This window comes from Shimia sp. NS0008-38b, assembly GCF_040370365.1.
GTDB lineage: Bacteria > Pseudomonadota > Alphaproteobacteria > Rhodobacterales > Rhodobacteraceae > Shimia.
Window position 1 is genome coordinate 1 of the sequence record NZ_BAABWQ010000003.1, and the last position, 23,599, is coordinate 23,599.

19 protein-coding genes are annotated in these 23,599 nt (G+C 55.2%); 11 read left to right on the forward strand and 8 right to left on the reverse strand.

The annotated features are described in order from the left end of the window. Window positions 1-268: 268 nt before the first annotated feature. Window positions 269-1,534 (reverse strand): 3-deoxy-D-manno-octulosonic acid transferase, encoded by a 1,266-nt coding sequence (locus tag ABWV47_RS12010; protein WP_353312115.1) that lies wholly within the window; start codon window positions 1,532-1,534, stop codon window positions 269-271. A 479-nt stretch (window positions 1,535-2,013) separates the two neighbouring features. Here ABWV47_RS12010 and ABWV47_RS12015 point away from each other — a divergent pair, with 479 nt between their 5' ends. Then, complete coding sequence (locus tag ABWV47_RS12015) at window positions 2,014-4,461, forward strand: response regulator (protein ID WP_353312117.1); 2,448 nt, start codon at window positions 2,014-2,016, stop codon at window positions 4,459-4,461. Window positions 4,462-4,516: 55 nt separating this feature from the next. Here the strand turns inward: ABWV47_RS12015 and ABWV47_RS12020 are convergent, their stop codons facing one another. Together ABWV47_RS12020 and ABWV47_RS12025 are read right to left on the reverse strand one after the other, a co-directional pair. Beyond that, on the reverse strand, window positions 4,517-5,683 hold the full coding sequence (locus ABWV47_RS12020; RefSeq protein WP_353312119.1) for a M20 aminoacylase family protein: 1,167 nt from the start codon (window positions 5,681-5,683) through the stop codon (window positions 4,517-4,519). 23 nt (window positions 5,684-5,706) lie between these two features. Next, window positions 5,707-6,882, reverse strand: coding sequence for a M20 aminoacylase family protein (locus ABWV47_RS12025; RefSeq protein WP_353312121.1), 1,176 nt, complete (start codon window positions 6,880-6,882; stop codon window positions 5,707-5,709). A 208-nt stretch (window positions 6,883-7,090) separates the two neighbouring features. Between ABWV47_RS12025 and ABWV47_RS12030 the strand changes: the two genes are divergently transcribed. From ABWV47_RS12030 to ABWV47_RS12045, 4 genes are all read left to right on the forward strand, one after another. Next, window positions 7,091-8,863 carry a sensor histidine kinase gene (locus tag ABWV47_RS12030; protein ID WP_353312123.1) on the forward strand — a complete coding sequence of 591 codons (1,773 nt, stop codon included), beginning with the start codon at window positions 7,091-7,093 and terminating at the stop codon, window positions 8,861-8,863. Then, window positions 8,860-10,086, forward strand: coding sequence for a sigma-54-dependent transcriptional regulator (locus ABWV47_RS12035; RefSeq protein ID WP_353312125.1), 1,227 nt, complete (start codon window positions 8,860-8,862; stop codon window positions 10,084-10,086). The genes ABWV47_RS12030 and ABWV47_RS12035 overlap by 4 nt, the downstream gene beginning before the upstream one ends. Then, a complete protein-coding gene (locus ABWV47_RS12040; RefSeq protein WP_353312127.1) occupies window positions 10,083-11,246 on the forward strand; it encodes an MFS transporter in 1,164 nt (387 codons plus the stop codon). Before ABWV47_RS12035 ends, ABWV47_RS12040 begins: the two co-directional genes overlap by 4 nt. A 166-nt stretch (window positions 11,247-11,412) precedes the next feature. Next, window positions 11,413-13,218: a sensor histidine kinase gene (locus ABWV47_RS12045; RefSeq protein WP_353312128.1), complete on the forward strand. Its 1,806-nt coding sequence runs from the start codon at window positions 11,413-11,415 to the stop codon at window positions 13,216-13,218. Between the two features lie 116 nt (window positions 13,219-13,334). Here the strand turns inward: ABWV47_RS12045 and ABWV47_RS12050 are convergent, their stop codons facing one another. After that, window positions 13,335-13,796 (reverse strand): Lrp/AsnC family transcriptional regulator, encoded by a 462-nt coding sequence (locus ABWV47_RS12050; RefSeq protein WP_353312130.1) that lies wholly within the window; start codon window positions 13,794-13,796, stop codon window positions 13,335-13,337. Between the two features lie 142 nt (window positions 13,797-13,938). Between ABWV47_RS12050 and ABWV47_RS12055 the strand changes: the two genes are divergently transcribed. The 5 genes from ABWV47_RS12055 (at window position 13,939) to ABWV47_RS12075 (ending at window position 18,122) form a co-directional block, all read left to right on the forward strand. Continuing rightward, window positions 13,939-14,262, forward strand: coding sequence for a DUF2849 domain-containing protein (locus ABWV47_RS12055; RefSeq protein WP_353312132.1), 324 nt, complete (start codon window positions 13,939-13,941; stop codon window positions 14,260-14,262). 35 nt (window positions 14,263-14,297) lie between these two features. After that, window positions 14,298-15,965 (forward strand): nitrite/sulfite reductase, encoded by a 1,668-nt coding sequence (locus ABWV47_RS12060; protein WP_353312134.1) that lies wholly within the window; start codon window positions 14,298-14,300, stop codon window positions 15,963-15,965. Further along, a complete protein-coding gene (locus ABWV47_RS12065; protein ID WP_353312136.1) occupies window positions 15,955-16,752 on the forward strand; it encodes a phosphoadenylyl-sulfate reductase in 798 nt (265 codons plus the stop codon). The genes ABWV47_RS12060 and ABWV47_RS12065 overlap by 11 nt, the downstream gene beginning before the upstream one ends. Then, window positions 16,749-17,156 (forward strand): DUF934 domain-containing protein, encoded by a 408-nt coding sequence (locus ABWV47_RS12070; protein WP_353312138.1) that lies wholly within the window; start codon window positions 16,749-16,751, stop codon window positions 17,154-17,156. Before ABWV47_RS12065 ends, ABWV47_RS12070 begins: the two co-directional genes overlap by 4 nt. Window positions 17,157-17,273: 117 nt before the next feature. Continuing rightward, window positions 17,274-18,122, forward strand: coding sequence for a ferredoxin--NADP reductase (locus tag ABWV47_RS12075; protein ID WP_353312140.1), 849 nt, complete (start codon window positions 17,274-17,276; stop codon window positions 18,120-18,122). 72 nt (window positions 18,123-18,194) lie between these two features. On the opposite strand, the gene ABWV47_RS12080 is transcribed toward ABWV47_RS12075, so the two are convergent. After that, entirely contained in the window at window positions 18,195-18,872 is a 678-nt protein-coding gene (locus tag ABWV47_RS12080) for a hypothetical protein (protein WP_353312141.1), read from the reverse strand. A gap of 195 nt (window positions 18,873-19,067) precedes the next feature. Here ABWV47_RS12080 and infC point away from each other — a divergent pair, with 195 nt between their 5' ends. Continuing rightward, complete coding sequence (gene infC, locus ABWV47_RS12085) at window positions 19,068-19,613, forward strand: translation initiation factor IF-3 (protein ID WP_353313854.1); 546 nt, start codon at window positions 19,068-19,070, stop codon at window positions 19,611-19,613. Between the two features lie 142 nt (window positions 19,614-19,755). Here infC and ABWV47_RS12090 read toward each other — a convergent pair whose 3' ends face one another. The 3 genes from ABWV47_RS12090 to ABWV47_RS12100 all read right to left on the reverse strand — a co-directional run bounded on the left by ABWV47_RS12090 (window position 19,756) and on the right by ABWV47_RS12100 (window position 23,507). Then, window positions 19,756-20,544: an FAD binding domain-containing protein gene (locus ABWV47_RS12090; protein ID WP_353312143.1), complete on the reverse strand. Its 789-nt coding sequence runs from the start codon at window positions 20,542-20,544 to the stop codon at window positions 19,756-19,758. 12 nt (window positions 20,545-20,556) lie between these two features. Continuing rightward, complete coding sequence (locus ABWV47_RS12095; protein ID WP_353312145.1) at window positions 20,557-22,920, reverse strand: xanthine dehydrogenase family protein molybdopterin-binding subunit; 2,364 nt, start codon at window positions 22,918-22,920, stop codon at window positions 20,557-20,559. A 101-nt stretch (window positions 22,921-23,021) separates the two neighbouring features. Then, window positions 23,022-23,507 (reverse strand): (2Fe-2S)-binding protein, encoded by a 486-nt coding sequence (locus ABWV47_RS12100; protein WP_353312147.1) that lies wholly within the window; start codon window positions 23,505-23,507, stop codon window positions 23,022-23,024. Window positions 23,508-23,599 lie beyond the last annotated feature (92 nt).

A 23,599-nucleotide genomic window follows, 5' to 3' on the forward strand; every position in this document is an offset into this window, starting at 1 on the left:
TATTTAGTCCCGGGTGCGGCGAGTCGCAAGCGCTTTTTTACAGGAAAATGAAAAAACTTCACCGACTGACCATTTTTTTCGCAAAACCTCCAATTTTTAAGGGGTTTGAGAGAGTGGTATTTTATCGGGTTTTCGGTTTTGGGCAAACCCGCCCGCCCCACCGGTGGCTCACATTGCGAACCACCTGGCTTTTAGGAAGGCACAGTCACCTTGACGTCCGCGCCGCTGCAAGGAGTCACCACCTGAACTTCAGCATAGCTCATTGTGATCAGGGGCGTCGCGACATCAGCGACAGCAAATCCGCGGCCAATGGCGTCAATCGCGCACGCGCGGCGCTCACCAAAGACGCAGCCTTCTCGGTGACCTGCACGGGCACCCCTTCGCTCACAGCAGCAGCCAGCGCCTGCGCGGATTGAGGACCCGAGGAAATGCACCGCGCCAAACCCGCAGCATCCAAATCCAAATAGTCCTGTGCAAAGTTGTGGGTGATCGGACCGTGCAACACAGGGCACCCAAGGCAAAGTGCTTCCCAGGGGTTATGACCACCGACGTCATCAAACGATCCTCCCACAAAGGCGGACTGCGCCAAACGATACCACAGCCCAAGCTCACCAAAGCTGTCCGCAACAAACACCATGTGCTGGGGCTTTGGCCTGCCCCCTTCGCTGCGAACGATATATGTCAGATTGCGCGCTTTGACGGCCTCCACAACCGCGCCCACGCGATCTGGTGCGCGCGGCGCTATGATCAGAAGCGCCTCGGGGTCGCGCGCCAAAATCTCTTGGTGCGCCTCCAGAACAACAGCTTCATCCTTTGCATGTGTGGAGGCCGCCACCCAAACCCGCCGCCCCAATAGCGCATGGCGCAGCTGTTCTAGTTCCGCGTCATCAACGGACAAGGGCAATGCAGCAGGTTTTAAAGATCCCATAACCTCTGGCTTGGGCACGCCGAGATCACTTAAGCGACGCGCCGTTTGTGGATCTTGCGCGTAGATCCGGTCAAATCGCGACATCAACGCCGTAAAACCCGACTGAAACCGGCGGCGGCGAGCCATTCCATCTTCACTCAGACGTGCATTGATATAGGCCAAAGGAATCCCGCGCTTTGCCACATCACAAATCGCGCCGGGCCATAAATCTTGCTCAGACCATACCGCCAAATCCGGCTGCCAGTGGTCAAGAAAACGCCGCACAAAGACCGGACCGTCCAAAGGAAGAAACTGATGCACAGCATTGCCAGGAAGGTTGGCGCCCACAACCTGTGCAGAGCTACGGGCCGTGGAAGTCACCAGAAAGGACATTTCAGGCGCCTGCTGCGCCAACTCCGCCAACAAAGGCCGCAGCGCCAAGACTTCCCCCAGACCAACGGCATGAAGCCAAATCAAACGCCCCTCAGGTCGCGCCAGAGTGGCCCGCCCAAACTTTTCTCCGCAGCGCTCCGGATCTTCTTTGCCCTGACGGACACGCCGCGCAACAATCAAGCGCATCAAAGGTTGCAGAAGCGGACGTAGCATCAAATAGCTACGCAGCTGCATCCCAACCGCCTTTGAACCTTGCTCCACGCTTCTCGCCCCACACTTACAGATGACGTATCACCTTCGCCCACACGTCCAAACTGTTTCGCACAGACATGCATAACTTGCCACAACCTCTCATCCGCACCACAAAACTTCTGGCGTTACCATCTCTGCTGATGGGGGGCTGAACTCGCCGAATCGTTGGCCGTTACCATTAAGACATGATGTCCAAACCAACTAGGTTCCGCGCCACGCGATCAACGCAAACAGCGTTGTTTCGCGCTCACAGACGCCTGCGGGGCTCAATTCACACCATATACCTTTGCAAAAATCACGGTTCTTTCTAAGATCATTGTTGTTTGCGCTTGACGACGATTGCTCGACGAAAGTCACAACCATTCGACAAAGCGCCCCGCACGCGCATTAACGGCTGAAGAAGTTTATTGTGCTAATCTTGGCCATTAAACAGTTAGCTGCTCACTTAGGATCGATCACGCATGCTTCCTCTGACTTCCTTTCAGGCTGTGACTCGGTTTTTGGGTACACGGCCTTATGTGTCATCTGTGGTGGCAATGGCGGTTGTGCTCGTATTTGCTGTTATCGCGGAAATGCAAAATCGGACGATCGCGCTACAGGAGCAGCGCACTCTGGCACATAGTGAGACAAGTCGCCTGCGCGCGCAGATCGAAGGACACATCGGCGCCAATATTCAACTGGTGCGCGGCATGGTGGCTGCTTTGTCCTCCAACCTAGACATGTCTCAGAACGAATATAGCCAAACCGCAAGGCTTGTTGTTGGTGACCATCCGGAGTTCTTAAACATTGCCGCCGCGCCCAATTTGGTGGTCACCCGCGTATTCCCTTACGTACCCAACATCGCCGCACTGGGACTGGACTACAACCAAAACGAAGCACAGCGCGCCGCTGCATTTCGGGTCCGCGACGAAGAGGACATGGTTCTGGCTGGGCCTGTCGACCTTGTGCAAGGTGGGCAAGGCTTTATCGGCCGCTTTCCGGTTTGGGACACACGCAATGGAACGCGCGTGTTCTGGGGCATTGTGTCCGCAGTCATTGATGCGAAGCAGCTATATCAGAAAACTGGTCTCCTCGATGAGACGCTATCACTAGATATCGCCTTGGTCGGTAAGGATGGTACTGGCGCGCAGGGCAGCCTGTTTTTTGGGTCTCCCGATATATTTGCCGACGACCCCATCTTGGTCGACGTCCAGCTGCCAAGCGGCACGTGGCAGATGGCAACGCGTCCAAAAGAAGGCTGGACCGCCAAACCGCAAAACATCTGGGGCACGCGCCTCTTCTATTTGCTGGCATGTGTTCTGATACTCGTGCCAATTATTTCCGCCGGGCGGCTTTCAAACAGCCGACAGGACGTCATCAGAACTCTGCGCGCCCGAGAAACCGAGCTTGAGCGTCTATCGCTTGTGGCGAAACACGCATCAGACAGCATTGTTCTGTCCAACGCAGACGGTAAGATAATCTGGGTAAATGCGGGTTTCACGCGCATGACGGGCTACGCAGCGGAAGAAGCCCTCGGCAAAAGTGTTGGTACGCTTCTCAACGCGGATGAGACCGCACCTTACACAATTGAAGCGATCAAAAGTCACCAACGCAGGGGACAGCGCTTTCAAACAGAGATTCTGAACAAAACCAAATCTGGAAAGCTCATCTGGGTCGACACAAACCTGTTCCCGGTCCTGGACGACGACGGCAAAGTCGAGCTCAGTATCGCCATCGAGCGCGAGATCACCCAAGCCAAGCGTTACGAAACCGAACTGGCGGAGGCCAAAATTGCGGCAGAGAAGGCAGATCGGGCAAAGTCCGAGTTCCTTGCCAATATGAGCCATGAAATCCGCACACCGATGAATGCCATTATAGGGATGTCGGAGCTCTTGGCGGATTCACCTCTGTCCAAAGAGAACAGTCAAAGCGTGGCCACCATCCGAGATTCCGGCAATGCACTTCTGAAAATCATCAATGACATTCTGGATCTGTCTCGCCTTGAATCTGGAAAACTTGAGATTTCGGAAGTTGATTTTGACCTACATCGCTGTGTCGAAAGTGTGGTTGATCTTCTCAAACACAAAGCTGAGCAAAAAAAGATCCACCTCAGCGTTGAGTTTGATGACGATGTCCCAACCGACATCCGGGCCGATGATGGGCGGCTTCGCCAAATCCTACTCAATCTGATTGGGAACGCGATCAAATTCACATCAGAGGGCAGTGTCCGGATCCTGGTTCAGCACGATGCCGCATCCCCCTACTGTATTACTGTTAAAGTATGTGACACGGGCATTGGCATCTCAACAGAGCAAGCCAAGCACATCTTTGACCGCTTTTCTCAGGCGGATGCCGCCACCACGCGCGCGTTTGGTGGCACCGGGTTGGGACTGACCATTTCAACCATGTTGGCCCGCCGCATGGGCGGCGATATCACACTGGATGCAGACTATACTGAAGGCGCGTGTTTCGTCGCAACCATCCAGGCATCGGCCCCTTACGGAGATCAAGCAGCGCAGGCCAGCCAACCGCAGTTTGACCCCAGCCGCCTTGAAGGCGCGCGGGTTCTGCTCGCCGAAGACAACAAGACCAACCGTATGTTGATCCGAAAATATCTCGATGACTATGACCTCGAGCTCACCGAAGTTCAAAATGGGTTGGAAGCCGTGGAACATTGCCGCCTGCATACGCCGGATATTGTGCTCATGGATATGTCGATGCCAGAACTGGACGGCGTGACTGCCACCCGTATCATTCGCAGCCTGTCGATTACACAACCGCCAATCATCGCGTTGACGGCAAACGCCTTTGAGAGCGACAAGAAAACCTGTCTAGATGCGGGAATGAACTATTTTCTGTCGAAGCCGATCAACAAGACCCACCTTCTGCAAGCCTTGTCGACCCATCTGGAACATCGCCTGGCCTCCTGACCGCCGCGTTTCCAGATAACCGGCCGCACCTGTTCGTGCGGCCTTACAATTTTACTTAAACTGCTGGCATCCGTTTTTCAACTATTTCCGCCCACCAGCTGCATCCGGCCGGAATCGCATCATCATTAAAGTTGTACTCTGGGTGGTGCACCATGGCGCCATCTTCACCGTTGCCAACCAAAATATAGGCGCCGGGACGCTCTTCCAGCATAAAGGCGAAATCTTCTCCGCCCATCACAAGTGGCGCCTCATCACACTGTCCAGAAATGGATGTCGCCACCTCCGCCGCAAATTCGGTCTGAACGTCGTGGTTCACCATCACAGGGTAGCCCCGATGATATTTGACATCCACGGTCCCACCAAAGGTTGCCGCAACCCCGTCACAAATGGCACTGATCCGAGCTTCCGCCAAATCCCGCATCTCTTTGGACATGGTCCGAACGGTCCCTTTGATATGCACTTTTTGAGGGATCACATTGAACGCATTTGAAGAGGTCTCAAAGCTGGTCACAGACACCACAACTTGATCCACCGGATCCGCATTGCGGCTTGCAATCGTCTGCAGCGCCAAAATCGCCTGCGCCGCCATCACAGTTGTGTCCACCGTGTCATGCGGCTTAGCCGCATGGCCACCGCGGCCCTCAAAGTGGATGTCAAACTGATCTGTGGCGGCAAAAAACGCGCCGGGCCGGATCGCAAAGCTGCCCAAAGGCCGTCCGGGCCAATTGTGCATGCCGTACACTTCTTGAATGCCCCAACGGTCCATCATGCCATCTTCACACATCTCACGACCGCCGCCGCCGCCCTCTTCGGCAGGCTGGAAAATCACCACAACCGTTCCGTCAAAATTGCGCGTTTCCGCCAGATACTTCGCTGCGCCCAGCAACATCGCTGTATGTCCATCATGGCCACAAGCATGCATCGCACCAGGTGTCTTGGACGCATATTCCACGCCGGTCTGCTCATGAATGGGCAGCGCATCCATATCTGCGCGCAACCCGATCACTTTTCCAGATCCGGTTGCCTTACCTTTGATCACACCAACAACACCTGTGCGGCCAATGCCGGTCACAACCTCATCCAACCCAAACTCTTGCAGCTTTTCGGCGACTATGGCGCTGGTGCGGTGGGTTTCAAACAGGATCTCTGGGTTCTCGTGCAGATCGCGTCGCCAAGTGGTGATCTCATCATGTAGCTCCGCAAAACGGTTCTTAGTGGGCATCTCGTATCCTCGCTTTTTTTGGTTTAGTCCGCGACCGGCATGCGCTGTTCGATCAGTTCTACAAACCAGCTACAGCCCGCCGGGATGGCATCGTCGTTGAAGTTAAATTCCGGATGGTGGCATTGCGCACTGTCGCCGTTGCCAAGACAAATGTAGGCACCTGGGCGCTCCTCCAGCATAAAAGAAAAATCCTCGGCTGGCATGATGGGCTCGACGTTTGGGTCAACTTTGTCCACCCCAACCACCGCCTGCGCCGCTTTGATGGCGTATTCGGTTTCTGCCACGTGGTTCACTGTGACCGGGTAGCCGTCTTCCCAAACAACCTCAGCCGTCGCACCAAATGCCAGCGCCGTATGTGTCGCGATATCTCGAATGCGCTGCTCCACCAACGCGCGGTTGGCATTATCAAGCGTGCGCACTGTGCCTTTCATGCGCACCGAATGCGCAATCACATTTGACGCGTTGCTGTCGGTGTCCAATGTGCCAACCGTCAAAACCACACGTTCGATTGGCTTCACGTTTCGCGCCACGATGCTTTGCAACGACACAACGATTTGCGCAGCCACCAATGTCGTATCCACCGCCATATGCGGCTCTGCGGCGTGACCACCCTTGCCGGTCACCACAATTTCAAATTCATCTGCACTGGCCAATTGTGCCCCGGGACGGATGGCAAATTCTCCAACAGGCAATCCCGGTGCGTTGTGGAGCCCATAGACTTCATCAATGCCCCATCGGTCCATCAAACCATCGCGACACATCTCGCGCCCACCCGCGCCGCCTTCTTCAGCGGGTTGGAAAATCAACACCGCTGTGCCGTCAAAGTTGCGGGTCTCCGCCAGATATTTGGCCACACCCAACAACATGGACGTATGTCCATCATGACCGCAGGCATGCATTTTCCCCTCAACCTTTGAGGCATAGCTCAGCCCCGTGGCCTCATGAATGGGCAGCGCATCCATATCCGCGCGCAGCCCAACGGTATGACCTTTTGTATCCGTCTTACCTTTGATCACAGCCACAACGCCGGTGCGACCAATACCCGGTGTGATCTCGTCCACACCAAAGTCTTTCAGCCGCGCCTGAACAAAGGCGGCCGTGTCGTGCACATCATACATCAACTCTGGATTCTCATGCAGGTGGCGGCGCCACTCTGTGATCTCTTCCTGCAACTGTGCAAAACGGTTTCTGATTGGCATTGCGACCCCCTGCTGATTTGACGGCAGACTGAACGATTGTTCACCGCAGGGCAAGAGCATGGAAGTAAAGAACTTCACATATCAACAAAACTGTTACTCGGTGCCACAAACTCACGCCGCCAAGTACTTCTATAGGCAGTGTTTTCACAGCAGTGCACGAATATTGGAGCCCTTCCGACCCACGGGTAAACCCGATAGTCTTACGGGTATGACGACATGGATCCGCCACCGCGCGGCGATTCTGGCTGTATTTCTTCTCATCCTCTTGGCTGTGGCCACTGGGGTATGGAACTATGGATATTCGCAGGCGCTCGATCAACTCGCCCGGCGCGGAGAGGCCGATCTCGCGCTTGGCGCTGATCGGCTCATTTCACAGCTTAAGCGCTATCAAGAACTGGCGGTTTTGACCTCCGACAACCCCACTTTGGTTGGCCTCACCAACAACACAACATCCAGCGCAGAGGGCGCAAAGCTGTTACGAGAAATCGCGGACAAAATGACCGCCCGTGACATGGTATTTGCTGCGGCGGACGGCACCATTCTTGCGACGGCGCAGGATCAGGTCGCATCGTTCACCAGCCTGCGCGAAACCCCTTATTTTGCGCGCGCTTTGCACGGCGCACTCGGCATGCACCACACTGTGGACACCCACTACAACGAGCGCGCGTTCTACTTCTCTGCGCCAAGCTTTGACATCACAGGTCAGGTGATTGGCGTGCTGACCGTGGTGGTCGATGTCGAAGATGTGGAAGAAAACTGGCGGGGTGATGGCCCAACGGTGTTCTTCATTGATGATGCCAACGAGGTCTTCATCTCAAATCGCTCGGAGTTGATTTTCTGGCGGCGCCCTGCCGGACAAGCTGGTTTGGTGCCGCCCCAATCAACCGACATCACCCACGCTGCATTTTCTGCCTACACGCAAAAAGGGTACGACATTTGGCAATTGGATTGGGGGCCCTATATCCCCAAACGCGGCTTGCATTTGGTGCAGGACCTGCCGATCATCGACATGGCTGCCGAGGCCATTGTGGACGTGAGCCCGGCACGCCGCATTGCCGCGCTACAAGCAGGCGCCATAGCGGCAGTGGTGATGGTGTTTGGGCTGATAATGCTGCAAGTTCTGGAACGTCGCCGGGTCCTGTCACAAGCCAACACGGAACTGGAACAGCGCGTGGCTTTGCGCACACAGGCTCTCAGCACGACCAACGAGGCCCTGCGCCATCAAATCAAAGAACGAGAGGAAGCTGAAGCCGCGCTAAAACAGGCGCAAGCTGACCTGGTCCAAGCGGGTAAGCTTTCCGCCCTTGGCCAAATGAGCGCCGGCATCAGTCATGAGCTCAATCAGCCGCTGCAAGCGATTCAGACCTTTGCCGACAACGGCACGCGTTTTTTGGAGCGCGACAATGTTGGCAAAGCGGGCGACAACCTCATCCGCATCTCACAAATGGCGATCCGGATGGCGCGTATCATCAAAAACCTCCGCGCCTTTGCCCGCAACGAAAGCGAACCCATGGGCCGTGTCGATTTGGTGGCAGTGATATCTCAAGCCGTGGAGCTAACAGAGCCGCGCCTCAAAGAACACGAGGTCTCACTCACATGGAGACCTGACGCCGCCGGGCCGGTCTTTGCCCTTGGCGGCGAGGTCCGCCTGACGCAGGTGTTTGTAAACCTCATCAACAACGCCATTGACGCAATGTTGGCACAAGAGGACCGGCTGATTCATATCGAGATCAACACGGGGCGTAAGCTCTGGGTCACGGTGCGCGACATCGGCCCTGGACTCGCAGACCCCGAGCGCGTGTTTGATCCGTTCTACTCCACAAAATCTGATGGCACAGCAGACGGCATGGGACTGGGCTTGTCGATCAGTTACGGATTGGTACAAAGCTTTGGCGGCAATATCCGCGGCTCCAATGCCCCAGACAATGGCGCGGTGTTCACGGTCGAGTTAAACCACTGGCAGGAGGAAAGCCTTGCATGACATCTCCAGTTCTCATTGTGGATGACGACCCGATCGTGCGCGAAGCCCTTGCTCAGACCTTGGAGCTTGAAGATTTCTCGGTGATCGCCACAGGCTCCTTTATTGAGGCCAAGGACCATATCAGCCCGACATTTGCAGGCGTGATCCTGTCGGATATGCGCATGCCGGGCCGCGATGGCTTTCACCTATTGGAGTACACCCGCACCACAGATACCGAGTTGCCCGTGATCCTGCTGACGGGCGAGGGCGACATTCCCATGGCTGTGCGCGCCATGACCCAAGGTGCATTTGGTTTCTTGGAAAAACCCTGTGCCCCAGTGGAATTGGTGGCCGTGATCCAACGGGCACAAGGCGCGCGCGCCATGGCGCTGGAAAATCGCCGCCTTAAAGCTCAGTTGGAAACCGGTGACGCCGCGGCCCGTCTGATCTATGGCACCTCACCTCAAGCAGATGCCCTGCGCCGCCGTGTCCGCTCGGTGGCCCGCATCACCGCCGAAACTCTTGTGGCTGGGCCAACCGGCGCAGGCATTTCCAAAGTCGCCGAGGTGATCCACCTCTGTGGTGCGCACCCCGAAGGCCCCTTTGGCAAAAACACCGCCGCCGGCATGTCCCCCGTGGCCCTCACAGAGGCGATCGACACCGCCAAAGGTGGCAGCCTGTTTCTGGACGAAATCCAATCCATGCCGATGCAGACCCAGTTTGCGCTGCTCACCCTACTGGAGACACCAAATCACCCGCGCCTGATCTTTGGCAGCGCGGCCGCGCTTGATGAAGCTGTGCAATCTGGTGCGCTCCACGCAGACCTCTATTACCGCCTTGAAGCCCTACAGGTCCGCATCCCGGCCCTCGCTGACCGGCCCGAAGACATCCCTGTGCTGTTCCGACACTACGTCGCCCAAGCCTCTGAGCAAGCTGGTGTTGAGGCCCCCGAAATCACCCCAGAGGTGATCTCACATCTTATGGGGCAGGATTGGCCCGGCAACGCCCGTGCGTTGATGAGTGCAGCCATGCGGTTCACCCTTGGTCTGCCCGGCGAAGACGCCCCAGACAATGGGTTGGGGCTGGCTGAGCAAATGGCGCAGGTCGAACGATCCCTGCTGGCCGAAGCACTACGCAAACATCGCGGTCGCGCCGCCGCCGCGGCGGAAACGCTCAAGCTTCCCCGCAAGACCATGTATGACAAACTGACCAGATACGGGCTCAAACCGGAAAGTTTCCGATGACCACCACTGATTTCAACGCGCCTGACACCCTGTCCCGCCGCGGAACTTGGGTGGCCATAGCCGCCATGTTTGGCCTCAACGGCGCGCTCTTTGGTCTTTGGGCCAGCCGTATCCCCGCGCTGAAGGCCACCCATGAGCTCAGCCACGCTGGCCTTGGCGCGCTGCTTCTTCTGCTGGCTGGCGGCGCCATATGCGCCTTCCCGCTTGCTGGTCGTCTTGCTGATCACTACGGCGCGGCGCGCGTTACAAAGGTCTTTGCGCTTGTAAAAATCTCCGCCCTGTTAGCGCTCGCAATCGCCCCCGACGTCCCCACACTTGCCGGTGCACTCTTTGTTTTTGGTGCCATTCACGGCGGCATGGATGTCACGATGAACGCCTGGGGCGCCGAGGTGGAACGCTGGGCCAAACGCCCGCAAATGTCCTCCTACCATGCCATGTGGAGCCTCGGCGCAGGGCTTGCGGCTGGAACAGGATTTGCCGCCATCTCATTGGGGGCCAGCCCGTTTGTACACTTTGCGCTCATCGGGTTGCCTCTGGCTGTCCTGCTGTGTTGGCTGGGCAATATCCCATGGGCGTCACCCGTCAACCGTGATGCCAAAGCGCCGATATTTTCGATCCCCAAAGGACAGCTTGTGCTGGTCGGCCTCTTGGCGTTTGGTGCGTCAATGGGCGAAGGCGCCATCGCGGATTGGAGCGCGGTCTATCTGGTCGACGTGGGCGGCGCGCCCGAAAACTGGGCGGTGATGGGATATGCTATCTTTTCGATCACGATGGTTGTGATGCGCCTGTTGGGGGACTGGATAACCCGGCTAACCTCACCCGAGATCGCCGCCCGCGCCAGCGGCCTCGCCGCCGCCAGCGGCGCAGCCGTCACCGTGCTCTTCCCCACACCTCCTATGATGCTCGCCGGCTTCGTGCTTATGGGGGTCGGCTATGCCTTGATCTTCCCGCTGGCCTTTAGCCGCGCTGCCAATGACCCTGTCGAAAGCCCCGGCAAAGCGCTGGCTGGCACAGCCACCTTTGGCTATGGCGGCATGTTGCTTGGCCCACCCCTGATTGGATTTGTGGCCAACGCAACCTCGCTGCGCGTGTCCTTTGGCGTGCTGGCGGTGTTGGCGCTGATGATCGCGGTACTAAGCGGTGCGCTTAAAAGAGACTAATCGAAAGTATAGTTTCTATAAACCAAGGGTCATTGGATCATGCAAAAGCTCCGCCCTGAAAACGACAGAACTCGTATGATGAACGCCTGCACATTGTTGGGAATGAGTCATGATCTTAAAGCGTCCCTCACAACCGCAAAACATGCTCATGTCGCGAATGAGATCGATGCGAACCTTCATCTTTCTGGCATTGGTATTTGTGGTTTTGGCACCGATGGCTTTGGTGGTTCAAAATCGAGAACGCGTTGCCTTTGAGAGGGAACTCGCGAAAGTTGAGCAGGCCCATCTGATCATCGCTCAAAACCTCGCATCATCCATGCAAAGGTTTGCCACAGACCTCACAACCACCTTTGAGTTTCTGTCTCGAAGCGAAATTGACATCCAGAACACCTCAGCCCTGTCTGATCTACTTTCAGTATACGGTGTCTATGCAGTCGCCGAACTTGATGAACAGTCCACCGTCATTCGCGGGATCGTTGGCTCGCCCAACTCCGTGCCCTCCTCCGCCATTGTCCGACAGCTGCAAGCCACGGCTGTTGCAACCGAAGCGAACTTATCAGGCGTCTACCAAGTTGGCGGCCAACCGACCATGTACGTCTACCAAAAAACCGCATCAGGGTCGCTCCTGATTGGCACCATGGACACCAGTTATGTTCGGACGCAACAAAAGCAAATTGCATTCGGCGACCGTGGCCATGCGATGGTTGTTGACCAAAATGGGCGTGTCTTGGGTCACCCAAAACAACAGTGGACAGATATTTCGAAAGACGCCTCTGGGCTTGAAGTTGTCCAACGAATGGTGTCCCGTCAAACTGGCGTCATGCAGTTTTTCTCCCCTCCGTTACAGGCAGATATGATCGCCGGGTACACATTCGTCCCGGCAACCGGCTGGGGCGTAATGGTCCCACAACCGATTTCAGAACTCCATGACGCCGCAATGGTCGAAGTGAAGGAACTCATTTGGACGTTGGCATTTCTGTTTGTGCTCGCCTCTGCGGTTGCATGGGTTCTGTCAGGACTTATCGTAAGGCCACTCAAAAAAATCAGCCAAACCGTACAAGACGTTCAATCTGGCAATATCTCAGCGCGTGTGCCCGACCTCGGCAAAGGTGCTCCACTGGAGCTGGCGTCGTTGCGCCTTCTGCTAAATGGTGTCATGGATGAGTGGTCTCAAAACCGAGACATGCTTGAAAGTTCTTTGGAAGCTGCCAAGGCTGCCAATACCCACAAAGCCCATGCCATCTCCGTCCTAAGCCATGAAATGCGCACCCCTCTTAACGGCGTCCTTGGTGGGGCCGACCTTCTAAAGGGCTCAAACCTCGACCGAAAACAGTTGCGCTATCTGGACATGATCATCACGTCGGCTCACAGCCTTCTGGACCATGTCAACGATGTCTTGGAAATCGGTCGGTTGGGGGCCAAACACAACTCACCAACCTCCAGTCAGATAGATATCCGTGCGATGTTTACCGAAACCCGGAAAAAATACGCCCGCAAATCCGAAGCAAAGGGCGTTCGATTTTCCCAAACCGTCTCTGAAAACGTGCCGCGACTGATCGTGGCGGACTTTGCGAAGGTACGAAACATTATCGCAAACCTGACGTCCAACGCCGTCAAATTTACCGATCAAGGCTATGTCGACGTCACTGCAAAAATGTCCGCGCTCGACAGGTTGAGCCTGACAGTAAAAGACACAGGCTGCGGCATTCCCATCGAAGACCTGGGACGGATTTTTGAGCCCTTTTCCATGGTTGACGCCAGCTTCAATCGACAACAATCCGGGACCGGCCTTGGACTTTCCATTGTGAAACTCTCCGTTGAATCCATGGGCGGAACGGTAGAGGTGCAAAGTACCGACGGCGTCGGAAGCACCTTTCGTGTTGAAGTTCCCGTTACGCCATTTGACGGTGAGCCACCGCAGGCCGCCACGTCAAACACATCCGTTTCAGAGGCCTACGCGCTCCAAGTTTGATGTCGCTTGGTTAAGAACTTGCGCCAAGAATTTGCACCTCCGCAAAGCAGACGCGATACCGACGGGATACCGACATCAAAATCGCCGTGTTTAGAGAAACCGCGATTTCTTAACGCTTAGAGCGGCAACATGCTGGTGGACTTGATTTCTTCCATAGATAACAAGGCCGTAACATTGTGCACTTTCACTTCAGAAATCAAAGCTTGGTAAAAGGTGTCATAGGCGCGCGCGTTCTGCACCTGAACTTTCAGAATATAGTCAATATCCCCCGCCAGCCGGTGTGCTTCCAACACCTCAGGGCGCTCACGTAGAGCTTTTAGGAATTTCTGCTGCCAGTCCGCCTCATGTTCGCTGGTGCGGATCAGAACAAAGAAACAGGCATCAAAACCAAGCGCTTCGGCGTCAAGCAGGACCGTTTGCTGGCGGATCACCCCACCCTCGCGCAATTTGCGGATCCGATTCCAAACAGGCGTCTTGGATGAGCCCACTCGCTTGGCAATTTCGTCCAAAGATTGCGCCGCGTCCCGCTGCAACTCCCCAAGAATTTTCTTATCCATTTCGTCGATACGCAACGCCATCCCATTTCCCCTGCCAATTGTGGAACTTTGGCGCAATCCCCACGCAACGCCAAAACATGTGTTTCTATTTTCGCCGGCATCTGGCGGATTGGCGGGAATATTTCCTATATTCTACTCAAAGTCAAACACCGGAGTCGGATCAATGCCCCGCGCATTCACACCCAAAGTCATCACCGCCAACGCCCTCATCGAGGGCGACGTGATTTACTTCACTGTCGAGGACACATGGACCCGCAATTTGGCCTCTGCTGAATACTTGACAGACGAAGCACACGCACAACTGCGCCTACTAGAGGCAGAACAGCAAGTCGACGTGGTTGTCGGCGCCTATTTGGCCGACACAACTGAGGGCGAAGACGGCCTTCAGCCGACACACTTCCGCGAGGAATTCCGCCGCACAGGTCCGTCAAACTACTTTCACGGCAAGCAAGCAGACACCAAGCAACAGGATGGTCAGACCGCCTAAACGGTCTCTCCTGCAGCAAGATAAAAGGTCCAGCCATGTATCAGTACAACGATTTTGACAAAGACTTTCTGGCAGAGCGTAACCGCCAGTTCCGCGCTCAAGTAGAGCGCCGCATCGCCGGAAATCTCACCGAGGATGAATTCAAACCGCTCCGCTTGATGAACGGTTTGTACCTCCAATTGCACGCGTATATGCTTCGTGTGGCGATCCCCTACGGCACTCTGAAATCTGCCCAAATGGACACGCTGGCGCTGCTGGCGGAGAAGTGGGACAAAGGCTATGGCCACTTCACCACCCGCCAAAACATTCAGTACAACTGGCCCAAGCTAACCGATGTCCCTGACATGCTGGACGCGCTTGGTGAAGTTGGCATGCACGCCATTCAGACATCTGGAAACACGATCCGCAACGTGACGGCAGATCATTTCGCAGGTGCCGCAGCCGATGAGCTCGAAGACCCACGCCCCTTAGCTGAACTGATCCGTCAATGGTCCACGGACCACCCGGAATTTCAGTTTATGGGCCGTAAGTTTAAGATCGCCGTCAGCGCAGCGAAACAGGACCGTGCCGTTCTAAAAGCACATGATTTGGCTGTACGCATCGTTCAGAACGATACAGGCGAGACCGGCTACCAAATCATAGTTGGCGGCGGCTTGGGCCGCACACCGATGATTGGCAAGATCCTGCATGATTTTTTGCCCCGCGAAGACCTGCTGCCCTACATTGAGGCCACTGTTTCTGTTTGGAACCAAGTCGGTCGCCGCGACAATAAATATAAAGCACGCATCAAGATTACCGTGCATGAAACAGGCTTGGATGAGTTCCGCGCCCTAGTTGATGCGCGCTATGTCACCATACGCCCCACCTTCACCGGTGTGGATCAAGAGCTTCTTGCCGAGATCAAAGAGCACTTCGCGGCGCCAGCCTTCCGCAATGCGCCAACCGAGGCGTTTGACGCCGAATACGAAAAGAACGCAATTTTTCGGAGTTGGGTAGACACAAACCTGTCCGAGCATCGCGCGTCAGGTTATAGCATTGTCACTGTTTCCCTGAAAAAACAGGGAGCTACGCCGGGCGATGCGACCGCTGATCAAATGCGAGTTTTGGCGCAGATCGCACGCGACTACGGTCACGATGAGCTGCGCATCAGCCATGAGCAAAACGTGATATTGCCTCATGTTCACAAGAGCGACCTGCCCGCTGTTTACGCGGCATTACGGGCCGCTGAGTTGCATACTGCCAACATCGGTTTGGTCAGCGACATCATCGCGTGCCCAGGCATGGACTACTGTGCGCTTGCAACAGCGCGCTCGATCCCTGTTGCGCAGCAAATCGCAACTCGGTTCGACGAGCTGAAAATCGAACATGACATTGGCCATCTGCAGATCAAGATTTCAGGCTGTATCAATGCCTGCGGCCACCATCACGTCGGCCACATCGGCATCTTAGGTCTTGATCGTGCTGGTGTGGAAAACTACCAAATCACGCTTGGCGGCGATGCCACCTGGGATGCAGCCATAGGTCAGCGCGCCGGCCCCGGCTTCGCCTACGATGAGATCGTGCCAGCCATTGAGCGCCTGATCAGTGGGTATCTGGAGCTACGCGAAAGCCCCGAAGAGACCTTTATTGAAGCCTACCGTCGCCTGGGTCTGGCGCCGTTCAAAGCGTATCTTTACCCTGAGGCACAGGCCAATGCGGCATGATGGAGTGACACCTTTAACTTCCCCTCTGACCACCGGCCTTGCGCCGGGGTCTGAGCGGGTCGACCCTTTGCAAGCCAAAGTGGATGCACTGAATGCACGTTACCGGCATCATTCGGCGACGGCGGTTATGGAAGCTGCTCTCAAAGACCCGCAGGCCGGCAAACTTGCATTGGTGTCTTCATTTGGGTCTGAGTCAATTGTGCTGTTGCATATGGCCGCCATCGCTGATCGCAACATTCCCGTTCTGTTTGTCGACACGGAAATGCTTTTTGCAGAAACTCTGGTTTATCAACAGGATGTGGCAGAGCGTCTGAACTTGCAAAATGTGAAAGTGGTTCGCGCTACGGAAACGACTCTCGCGGCGGAAGATGCAGACAGAACACTTCACTTGCGCGACACAGACGCCTGCTGTGCTTTGCGCAAAACACGTCCGCTGCAGAAAGAATTGCGTGGCTATGATGGCTGGATCACCGGTCGCAAACGTTTCCAATCCGGAACACGTGCCGCATTGGATTTCTTTGAGGTTGAGGAGTTTACAGGTCGCATCAAGGTAAACCCGCTTGCGCACTGGTCGCCTGAGGATGTGCGTTCGTACATGGAAGAAAACCGCCTGCCCCGTCATCCGCTCGTGGCGCAGGGTTACCCATCCATTGGCTGTGCCCCTTGCACGAGCAAGGTGGCCGAAGGCGAAGACCCACGATCCGGTCGCTGGCGTGGACAGAACAAAGAAGAATGCGGCATTCATTTTGTGGACGGCAAAATGGTGCGAAAAGGAGTAGAAACATGACTGTCATCGTGACGGATACCGGCTTTGGAGCCGATGATTGGACTTTGGGGTTTGTGCCCTTGGATGAAGCCGCAAATGACGTGGCATCCTTGGACGTGCCCTCTGATACCAACCCAGCCCAATTGATCGAACAGATTTCGGGTGTGCAAATGGTGCGCGTGGATTTTCCAAGCTTTGCAGACGGTCGCGGCTTTACCATCGCGCGCCAGCTGCGCCTTGCTGGCTACACTGGACGCTTGCGCGCAAAAGGTCACGTGATTTCAGATCAATATGCCATGGCGCGCCGCTGTGGCTTTGATGAGGTCGAAATCTCCAACGATCTTGCCGACCGCCAACCCGAAGACGAATGGCAATTCCGCGCCGATTGGCAAGCAAACGACTATCAAGCACGCATTCGCGGTTGACCATTTGGTCAAAAAATGTGCAACTGCCCTTAATGCAATGGCTTTTGCACTGATATTTCTTCAAAACCCAAGCAGAAATGATACATGAGGAGGCGTGGCAATCCCGCCTGTTTAAATATGACTGAGCAATCGCCTGTGACCCAAGAAAAATCCGCTAAAGTACCAACACTGCCCGACGCGCAAACCGTGACGGAAGTGAAACACTATACAGATCGCCTGTTCTCTTTCCGCTGCACACGGCCTGCATCGCTGCGCTTTAGGTCTGGCGAGTTCGTCATGATTGGCCTGATGGGCGACGCCGACCCCAAAACGGGGAAGCAGAAACCTCTGCTGCGCGCCTATTCCATTGCGTCTCCGGCGTGGGACGAAGAGATGGAGTTCTACTCAATTAAGGTGCCAGATGGCCCGCTGACATCTAAGCTTCAGCACATCAAGCCCGGAGACGAAATCATTCTGCGCCCCAAACCGGTTGGAACACTTGTGCATGACGCACTGATCCCCGGAAAAAGAATTTGGTTCTTCGCGACAGGTACGGGTTTTGCTCCATTTGCCTCCCTTCTGCGCGAACCGCAAACCTATGAAGACTACGATGAAATCATCATCACCCACACCTGCCGCGAGTTGGGCGAATTGACCTATGGGCGTGACCTAATCGAGAGCATTCGCAACGAGGAGATGCTTGCCGAGCTTATGGGTGAAGGGTTCGCAGATAAAATTCGTTACTACCCCACCACTACACGTGAAGAGAGTCCAAAAATGGGCCGGATTACAGATTTGATCCGGTCCGGTGAACTTTTTGAGGATCTCGGTATTGAACCGCTTAACCCAGATACCGACCGCGCTATGATCTGTGGTAACCTCGCATTCAATCTAGAGCTCAAAGAGCTATTTGAAGAGGCGGGCCTTGAAGAGGGTGCGAACTCCAAACCAGCGCAATATGTTGTCGAAAAAGCCTTCTTAGATTGAGATAACGCTCTTCGAAACACAGTCATAAGGGCGCCCACAACATCGCTAGGGCGCCCTTTGTTTGTTTTAGCTTTACAGACCCAAGGCGGATTTGGCGGATCCAAGCGCTTGCGTCAAAAGCTCAGGGTTGTCGACCGCGCCTTGAATCGCTGTTTTCAGAGACATCTTTTGCAAGTCACCCAAAGGCGCAGCATCAATCGCTTGTTCTACCTTGCTGAGGTCGAACCCTTCTGCCGTAAAGTACTGCGCCACATCGGTCAGCCCTCCTGCGGTATCAGCCACAGAATCGGTCGCAGCCTCGGTGACATCGCTTGTCGCGGTCGTGGCCTGCTCGGCAGCTTCCGTCAGCTCTTCAGTTGCACCTTCAACCACATCGGAAGCTGTTTCGACTGCGGTTTCGGTGGCATCACTTGCGGTTGTTGCGGCTTGTTCAAGTGTGTCTGAGACTACCTCTGTAGCGGCTTCCACAGCAGAGTTTGCGTCGTCCACGACATCATTTACAGCAGATTCCGCTTCATCTGAAATCGCTTCAACAGTATCTGTAACCGCTGCAACCGCTTCTTCGGTGGCGTTCTCAACGTCCTCAACCGCGGCCTCAACCATTCCAGTTTCGGTGTCTTCTGCCGCACTTTGGGCTGAAACTTCTGGCGACGTCGATCCGCTTAAAGTTTCAGACTCGCTTTTGCCAAAAACAAAGTAACCGACAGCGAGAACCGCGACCGCCACGACCACCCAAATAAGATTCTTCATCATCAAACTCCCAGATTATGAACTCCGGCACATGCTGCCGGGCTTTGATGACACACACCTCGTGCACCGAAAGCACACTCTCAAGGGGGAAAGCCTGCCGATTTACATCATGCGGACGGATTCGAAGGTTGTATCGGCGCGCAACCCCGAATAAATTGCCTTCTCAAAGGTATCCACCATCGAAGGAACAAAACGATAGCCCGCAGACCTCACAACGCACCGCCTCAGCGTGAAACCGGCCCTCGCGTAAACGAACGCATCCGTGCCCCTGAAATCCGCTTGATTGGCGCAGACGGCGAAAACGCCGGTGTCGTGCACCCAGCCAAAGCCATGACCATGGCAGAAGAAGCTGGTCTGGACCTTGTCGAGATCTCTCCAAACGCGACTCCACCTGTTTGTAAGATCATGGATTTCGGCAAGTTCAAATATGAACAGCAAAAGCGCGAATCCGAGGCTCGTAAGAAACAGAAGACCATCGAGGTCAAAGAGGTGAAGTTCCGTCCAAACACGGACACGCACGACTACGAAGTCAAAATGCGCAACGTGTACAAATTTTTGGAAAACGGTGACAAAGTAAAGATCACCTTGCGGTTCCGTGGCCGCGAAATGGCGCACCAAAATCTCGGGCGTGAGCTACTGCTTCGCGTGGCCGAGGATATCAAAGAGTTGGGCAAAGTCGAAAACATGCCCAAGATGGAAGGCCGCCAAATGATCATGATGATCGGACCTCTGGCTAAGTAATTCGCGTCTATAAAACTATTTTTTTGCCCTCGCAGCTCCGCGCCGCGAGGGCAATTTCATTTGTACCCGGCACTTGCCTGACAACGGACAGCAAAAGGGCCCCAACATCGCGTTGGGGCCCTTAGACACTCACGTCCAAGTTCTATTTTGCAGCGGCAACTGCTCTGCGTGTGAGAACTCCCACCAGATGCGCGCGATACGCCGCAGTTCCGTGCAAATCAGTGATCATACCGTCTGCACTAGGTGCCATATCGGCAATTGCGTCCGCTACGAAATTACTAGACAAAGCCGCCTCTGCATCACTCCAGCGGAACACCCCCTCTTCTGAAGCACCAGTCACGGCCACACGTACGCTGTCGTTGTATTGCGCGACGAACACCCCAACCAAAGCAAAGCGAGAGGCCGGTTGCTCAAATTTCTGGTAGTTTGACGCGATAGGTACCGGGAAACGCACCTCTGTGATGATTTCACCCTCATCTAGCGCGGTCGCAAACATCCCTTGGAAGTAGTCGTCTGCGGCAATTTCGCGGCTGTTGGTTATGATACTCGCTCCAGAAGCCAATGTGCCAGCAGGATAGCAAGCCGCCGGGTCGTTGTTGGCAAGTGAACCGCCAATAGTGCCACGCGCACGGACAGCTGGATCGCCGATCCCTGCTGCAAGACCGGCAAGCCCCGGATAGACACCGGCGCCAGAGGCTACGTCTGCATGGCAGGTCGCGCTTCCGATACAAAGCGCACCATCATCTGCGGTACAGATACCTTGCAGCTCGGCTATTCCCTTTAGACTCACCACCTTGCTTGGGCTGGCGAGGCGCTGCTTCATAGTTGGCAGCAGCGTCTGTCCACCGCCCAGCGGGAGTGCTTCTTCGTCTCCCAATGCACTAATTGCCTCTGCGATCGTCGAGGGCTTTTCGAACTCAAAATTGTACATAGCTTTTCTCCCTCAGCCGTTCATCGCTTGCCAAACGCGCGATGGCGATACCGGCATATCGATATGATAAATATCATGTCCACCAGAGCGTAAGGCGTCAACAACTGCGTTAACAACCGCAGGCGGCGAACCAATAGCTCCGGCCTCGCCGCATCCTTTCACACCCAATGGATTGTGCGTACAGGGCGTCTGACTTGAATGATCCACGCCGTAGAAGGGCACATCGTTGGCACGCGGCATGGCATAGTCCATGTAGGACGCACTAAGCAGTTGACCGTTTTCATCATACGCTGCGTTCTCAAGCAGTGCCTGTCCGATACCTTGGCCGATCCCGCCGTGCACCTGTCCGTCTACAATCATTGGGTTGATAATGTTGCCAAAGTCATCTGCAGCATTGAAATTCTCGATTGTAACTTTGCCCGTATCTGGATCGACCTCGACCTCACAGGCATATGCCCCTGACGGATATGTGAAGTTCGCCGGGTCATAAAACGCAGTTTCCTCCAAGCCGGGTTCAATGTCTTCCAACGGATAATTGTGAGGCACGTAAGCTGCCAGAGTCACATCGCCCCAAGCGACAGATTTATCTGTGCCTGCGACGCTAAATTTACCATCTGAAAGCTCAATGTCGGCGTCAGCCGCTTCCATAAGATGTGCCGCAATTTTCTTCGCTTTGGCGATTATTTTTTCCGTTGCGCGCACCATGGCTGATCCACCCACCGCAATAGAGCGAGACCCGTAAGTGCCCATGCCCATTGGTGCTTTCGATGTGTCGCCATGCTCGATCTCGACCATGTCTTCATCAATCCCGATCATTTCTGCGATCACTTGCGGGAAAGAGGTCTCGTGCCCCTGACCATGTGAGTGGGATCCGGTCATGACAACGATGCCACCCGTGGCATTAACACGAACTGTGGCGCTTTCGTAAAGGCCTGCGCGCGCTCCCAGTTGCCCTACCAGATTGGACGGGGCGATGCCGCACGCTTCAATATAGCAATTGACCCCAAGACCTCGAAGCTTGCCACGCGATTCGCTTTCTTTGCGCCGCGCCTCAAACCCGGACAAGTCCGCCATCTTTTCCAAGATATCCATCGTCCCATGATAGTCACCTGTGTCATAGGCAACAGCTACAGGCGTTTCATATGGAAACTCTGTGATGAAATTTTGGCGCCGCAGTGCAATGGGATCAACACCCAATTCCCGCGCCGCTTTGTCGATCACTCGCTCCAGCTGAAAGGTAGCCTCAGGGCGACCCGCTCCGCGATACGCATCAACCGGAACCGTATTCGTGAACACCGCCTTCACATTTACGTAAATCAATGGCGTTTTGTAGTTCCCAGCCATTAGCGTCCCATGAAGCCATGTTGGCACAGAGGGAGCGAAAGTCGACAGATATGCGCCCATATTGGCGTATGTATCAGTGCGAACAGCCGTGAAGTTGTTCTCCGCATCTAGTGCCAATTCAATTTTAGTCACATGGTCACGCCCATGCGCGTCCGAAATGAAGGCTTCCGCGCGCGTGGATGTCCACTTCACCGCACGGTTGAGCGCCTTCGCTGCAAAAGTACAGAACGCTTCTTCGGCATAGTGGAAGATTTTTGTACCGAACCCTCCACCAACGTCTGGAGCAACAACGCGCAACTTGTGCTCAGGGATGCCCAGCACGAATGCACCCATCAATAGCCGGATCACATGCGGGTTCTGACTGGTGGTATAAAGTGTACTCTCACCGGTGGCGCGGTTGAAATCGCCAATGGCCACACGGGGTTCCATTGGGTTGGCGACAAGGCGGTTGTTGCGGAGCTCAAGCGTGGTAACATGCGCTGCAGCATCAAATGCTGCGTCAACAGCTGGTTTGTTCTCTTCGACAAACCCCCAATCATAACAAAGATTGCTGGTCAAATCGTCGTGAACCTTTGCAGCGTCCTCTTTCAGCGCAGCCTTCATGTCCACTATGGCTGGCAGCTCTTCAAGATCCAGCTCAATTGCTTCTGCTGCATCGCGTGCTTGTTCAACGGTCTCGGCCACAATGGCAGCAATCTGATCACCGACATATCGCACTTTCCCTTGAGCGAGAACCGGATGCGCGGGCTCCTGCATGGGTTCGCCATGACGATCGGTGATTTGCCAGCCACAGGGAATGCCACCCACGCCTTCAAAGTCAGCACCAGTAAAGATCCTCAGGACACCCGGCATCGCCGATGCCACTGACGTGTCGATGGATGTGATGTTTGCATGGGCCACATCTGAGCGCAGGAAGTGCACAAACGCTTGCCCGTTCACTTGAATGTCGTCCGTGTAATTGCCAGTTCCACTTAGAAACCGGACGTCTTCGCGCCGCTTGGGGCTGGCGCCGATGCCATGATCCTTAGGCATGTTTTCTCCTCCCTATTGACCGGGGCGGGCAAATGCCTCGCGCCACCGGTCCCTGATCCGAAGTACAAATGTCCGCGCCTCCTCTTGCGCGGGCATCTACTCTATTCGGCAGCGATGCTGCTCACGTCTTGCCCGCTCGCCGCAAGAATCGCCTTAACGATGTTGTGGTAGCCGGTGCAGCGGCAAATATTGCCCTCAAGATGGTGACGCACCTCCGCCTCTGTTGGCTGCGGGTTGTTCTTCAAGAGATCTGCGGCGGACATGATCATACCGGGCGTGCAGAAACCGCACTGAAGACCATGGTGATCTTGAAAGGCTTGCTGAAGTGCATTTAGCGTGCCGTCGACGGCCGCTTGCCCCTCAATGGTTGCAACGTCCGATCCGTCAGCTTCCATGGCCAGCATCGTGCAAGCCTTCACGGCAACGCCGTCCACATGCACGACACACGCACCACACTGGCTCGTATCGCAACCAACATGGGTTCCAGTTAACCCAAGGGTTTCACGTAAGAATTGACTGAGCAAGGTGCGTCCTTCGGCATCTCCAGACATTTCCTTGCCGTTCACGGTCATGGTGACCTGTGACATTGGCTCCTCCCGAAATTGCTTATGTCATTGTCGAAGAGTAAAGCAGCCGCATCCTAAATTGAGAAGGCGCTTTTTGTGATGTTTCATGACAC

What these genes read in the sequence shown, in the direction of transcription:
- ABWV47_RS12010 (WP_353312115.1), bottom strand. Translation starts at nt 1,534, where the DNA reads ATGCAGCTGCGTAGCTATTTGATGCTACGTCCGCTTCTGCAACCTTTG.
- ABWV47_RS12015 (WP_353312117.1), top strand. Translation starts at nt 2,014, where the DNA reads ATGCTTCCTCTGACTTCCTTTCAGGCTGTGACTCGGTTTTTGGGTACA.
- ABWV47_RS12020 (WP_353312119.1), bottom strand. Translation starts at nt 5,683, where the DNA reads ATGCCCACTAAGAACCGTTTTGCGGAGCTACATGATGAGATCACCACT.
- ABWV47_RS12025 (WP_353312121.1), bottom strand. Translation starts at nt 6,882, where the DNA reads ATGCCAATCAGAAACCGTTTTGCACAGTTGCAGGAAGAGATCACAGAG.
- ABWV47_RS12030 (WP_353312123.1), top strand. Translation starts at nt 7,091, where the DNA reads ATGACGACATGGATCCGCCACCGCGCGGCGATTCTGGCTGTATTTCTT.
- ABWV47_RS12035 (WP_353312125.1), top strand. Translation starts at nt 8,860, where the DNA reads ATGACATCTCCAGTTCTCATTGTGGATGACGACCCGATCGTGCGCGAA.
- ABWV47_RS12040 (WP_353312127.1), top strand. Translation starts at nt 10,083, where the DNA reads ATGACCACCACTGATTTCAACGCGCCTGACACCCTGTCCCGCCGCGGA.
- ABWV47_RS12045 (WP_353312128.1), top strand. Translation starts at nt 11,413, where the DNA reads ATGCGAACCTTCATCTTTCTGGCATTGGTATTTGTGGTTTTGGCACCG.
- ABWV47_RS12050 (WP_353312130.1), bottom strand. Translation starts at nt 13,796, where the DNA reads ATGGCGTTGCGTATCGACGAAATGGATAAGAAAATTCTTGGGGAGTTG.
- ABWV47_RS12055 (WP_353312132.1), top strand. Translation starts at nt 13,939, where the DNA reads ATGCCCCGCGCATTCACACCCAAAGTCATCACCGCCAACGCCCTCATC.
- ABWV47_RS12060 (WP_353312134.1), top strand. Translation starts at nt 14,298, where the DNA reads ATGTATCAGTACAACGATTTTGACAAAGACTTTCTGGCAGAGCGTAAC.
- ABWV47_RS12065 (WP_353312136.1), top strand. Translation starts at nt 15,955, where the DNA reads ATGCGGCATGATGGAGTGACACCTTTAACTTCCCCTCTGACCACCGGC.
- ABWV47_RS12070 (WP_353312138.1), top strand. Translation starts at nt 16,749, where the DNA reads ATGACTGTCATCGTGACGGATACCGGCTTTGGAGCCGATGATTGGACT.
- ABWV47_RS12075 (WP_353312140.1), top strand. Translation starts at nt 17,274, where the DNA reads ATGACTGAGCAATCGCCTGTGACCCAAGAAAAATCCGCTAAAGTACCA.
- ABWV47_RS12080 (WP_353312141.1), bottom strand. Translation starts at nt 18,872, where the DNA reads ATGAAGAATCTTATTTGGGTGGTCGTGGCGGTCGCGGTTCTCGCTGTC.
- ABWV47_RS12090 (WP_353312143.1), bottom strand. Translation starts at nt 20,544, where the DNA reads ATGTACAATTTTGAGTTCGAAAAGCCCTCGACGATCGCAGAGGCAATT.
- ABWV47_RS12095 (WP_353312145.1), bottom strand. Translation starts at nt 22,920, where the DNA reads ATGCCTAAGGATCATGGCATCGGCGCCAGCCCCAAGCGGCGCGAAGAC.
- ABWV47_RS12100 (WP_353312147.1), bottom strand. Translation starts at nt 23,507, where the DNA reads ATGTCACAGGTCACCATGACCGTGAACGGCAAGGAAATGTCTGGAGAT.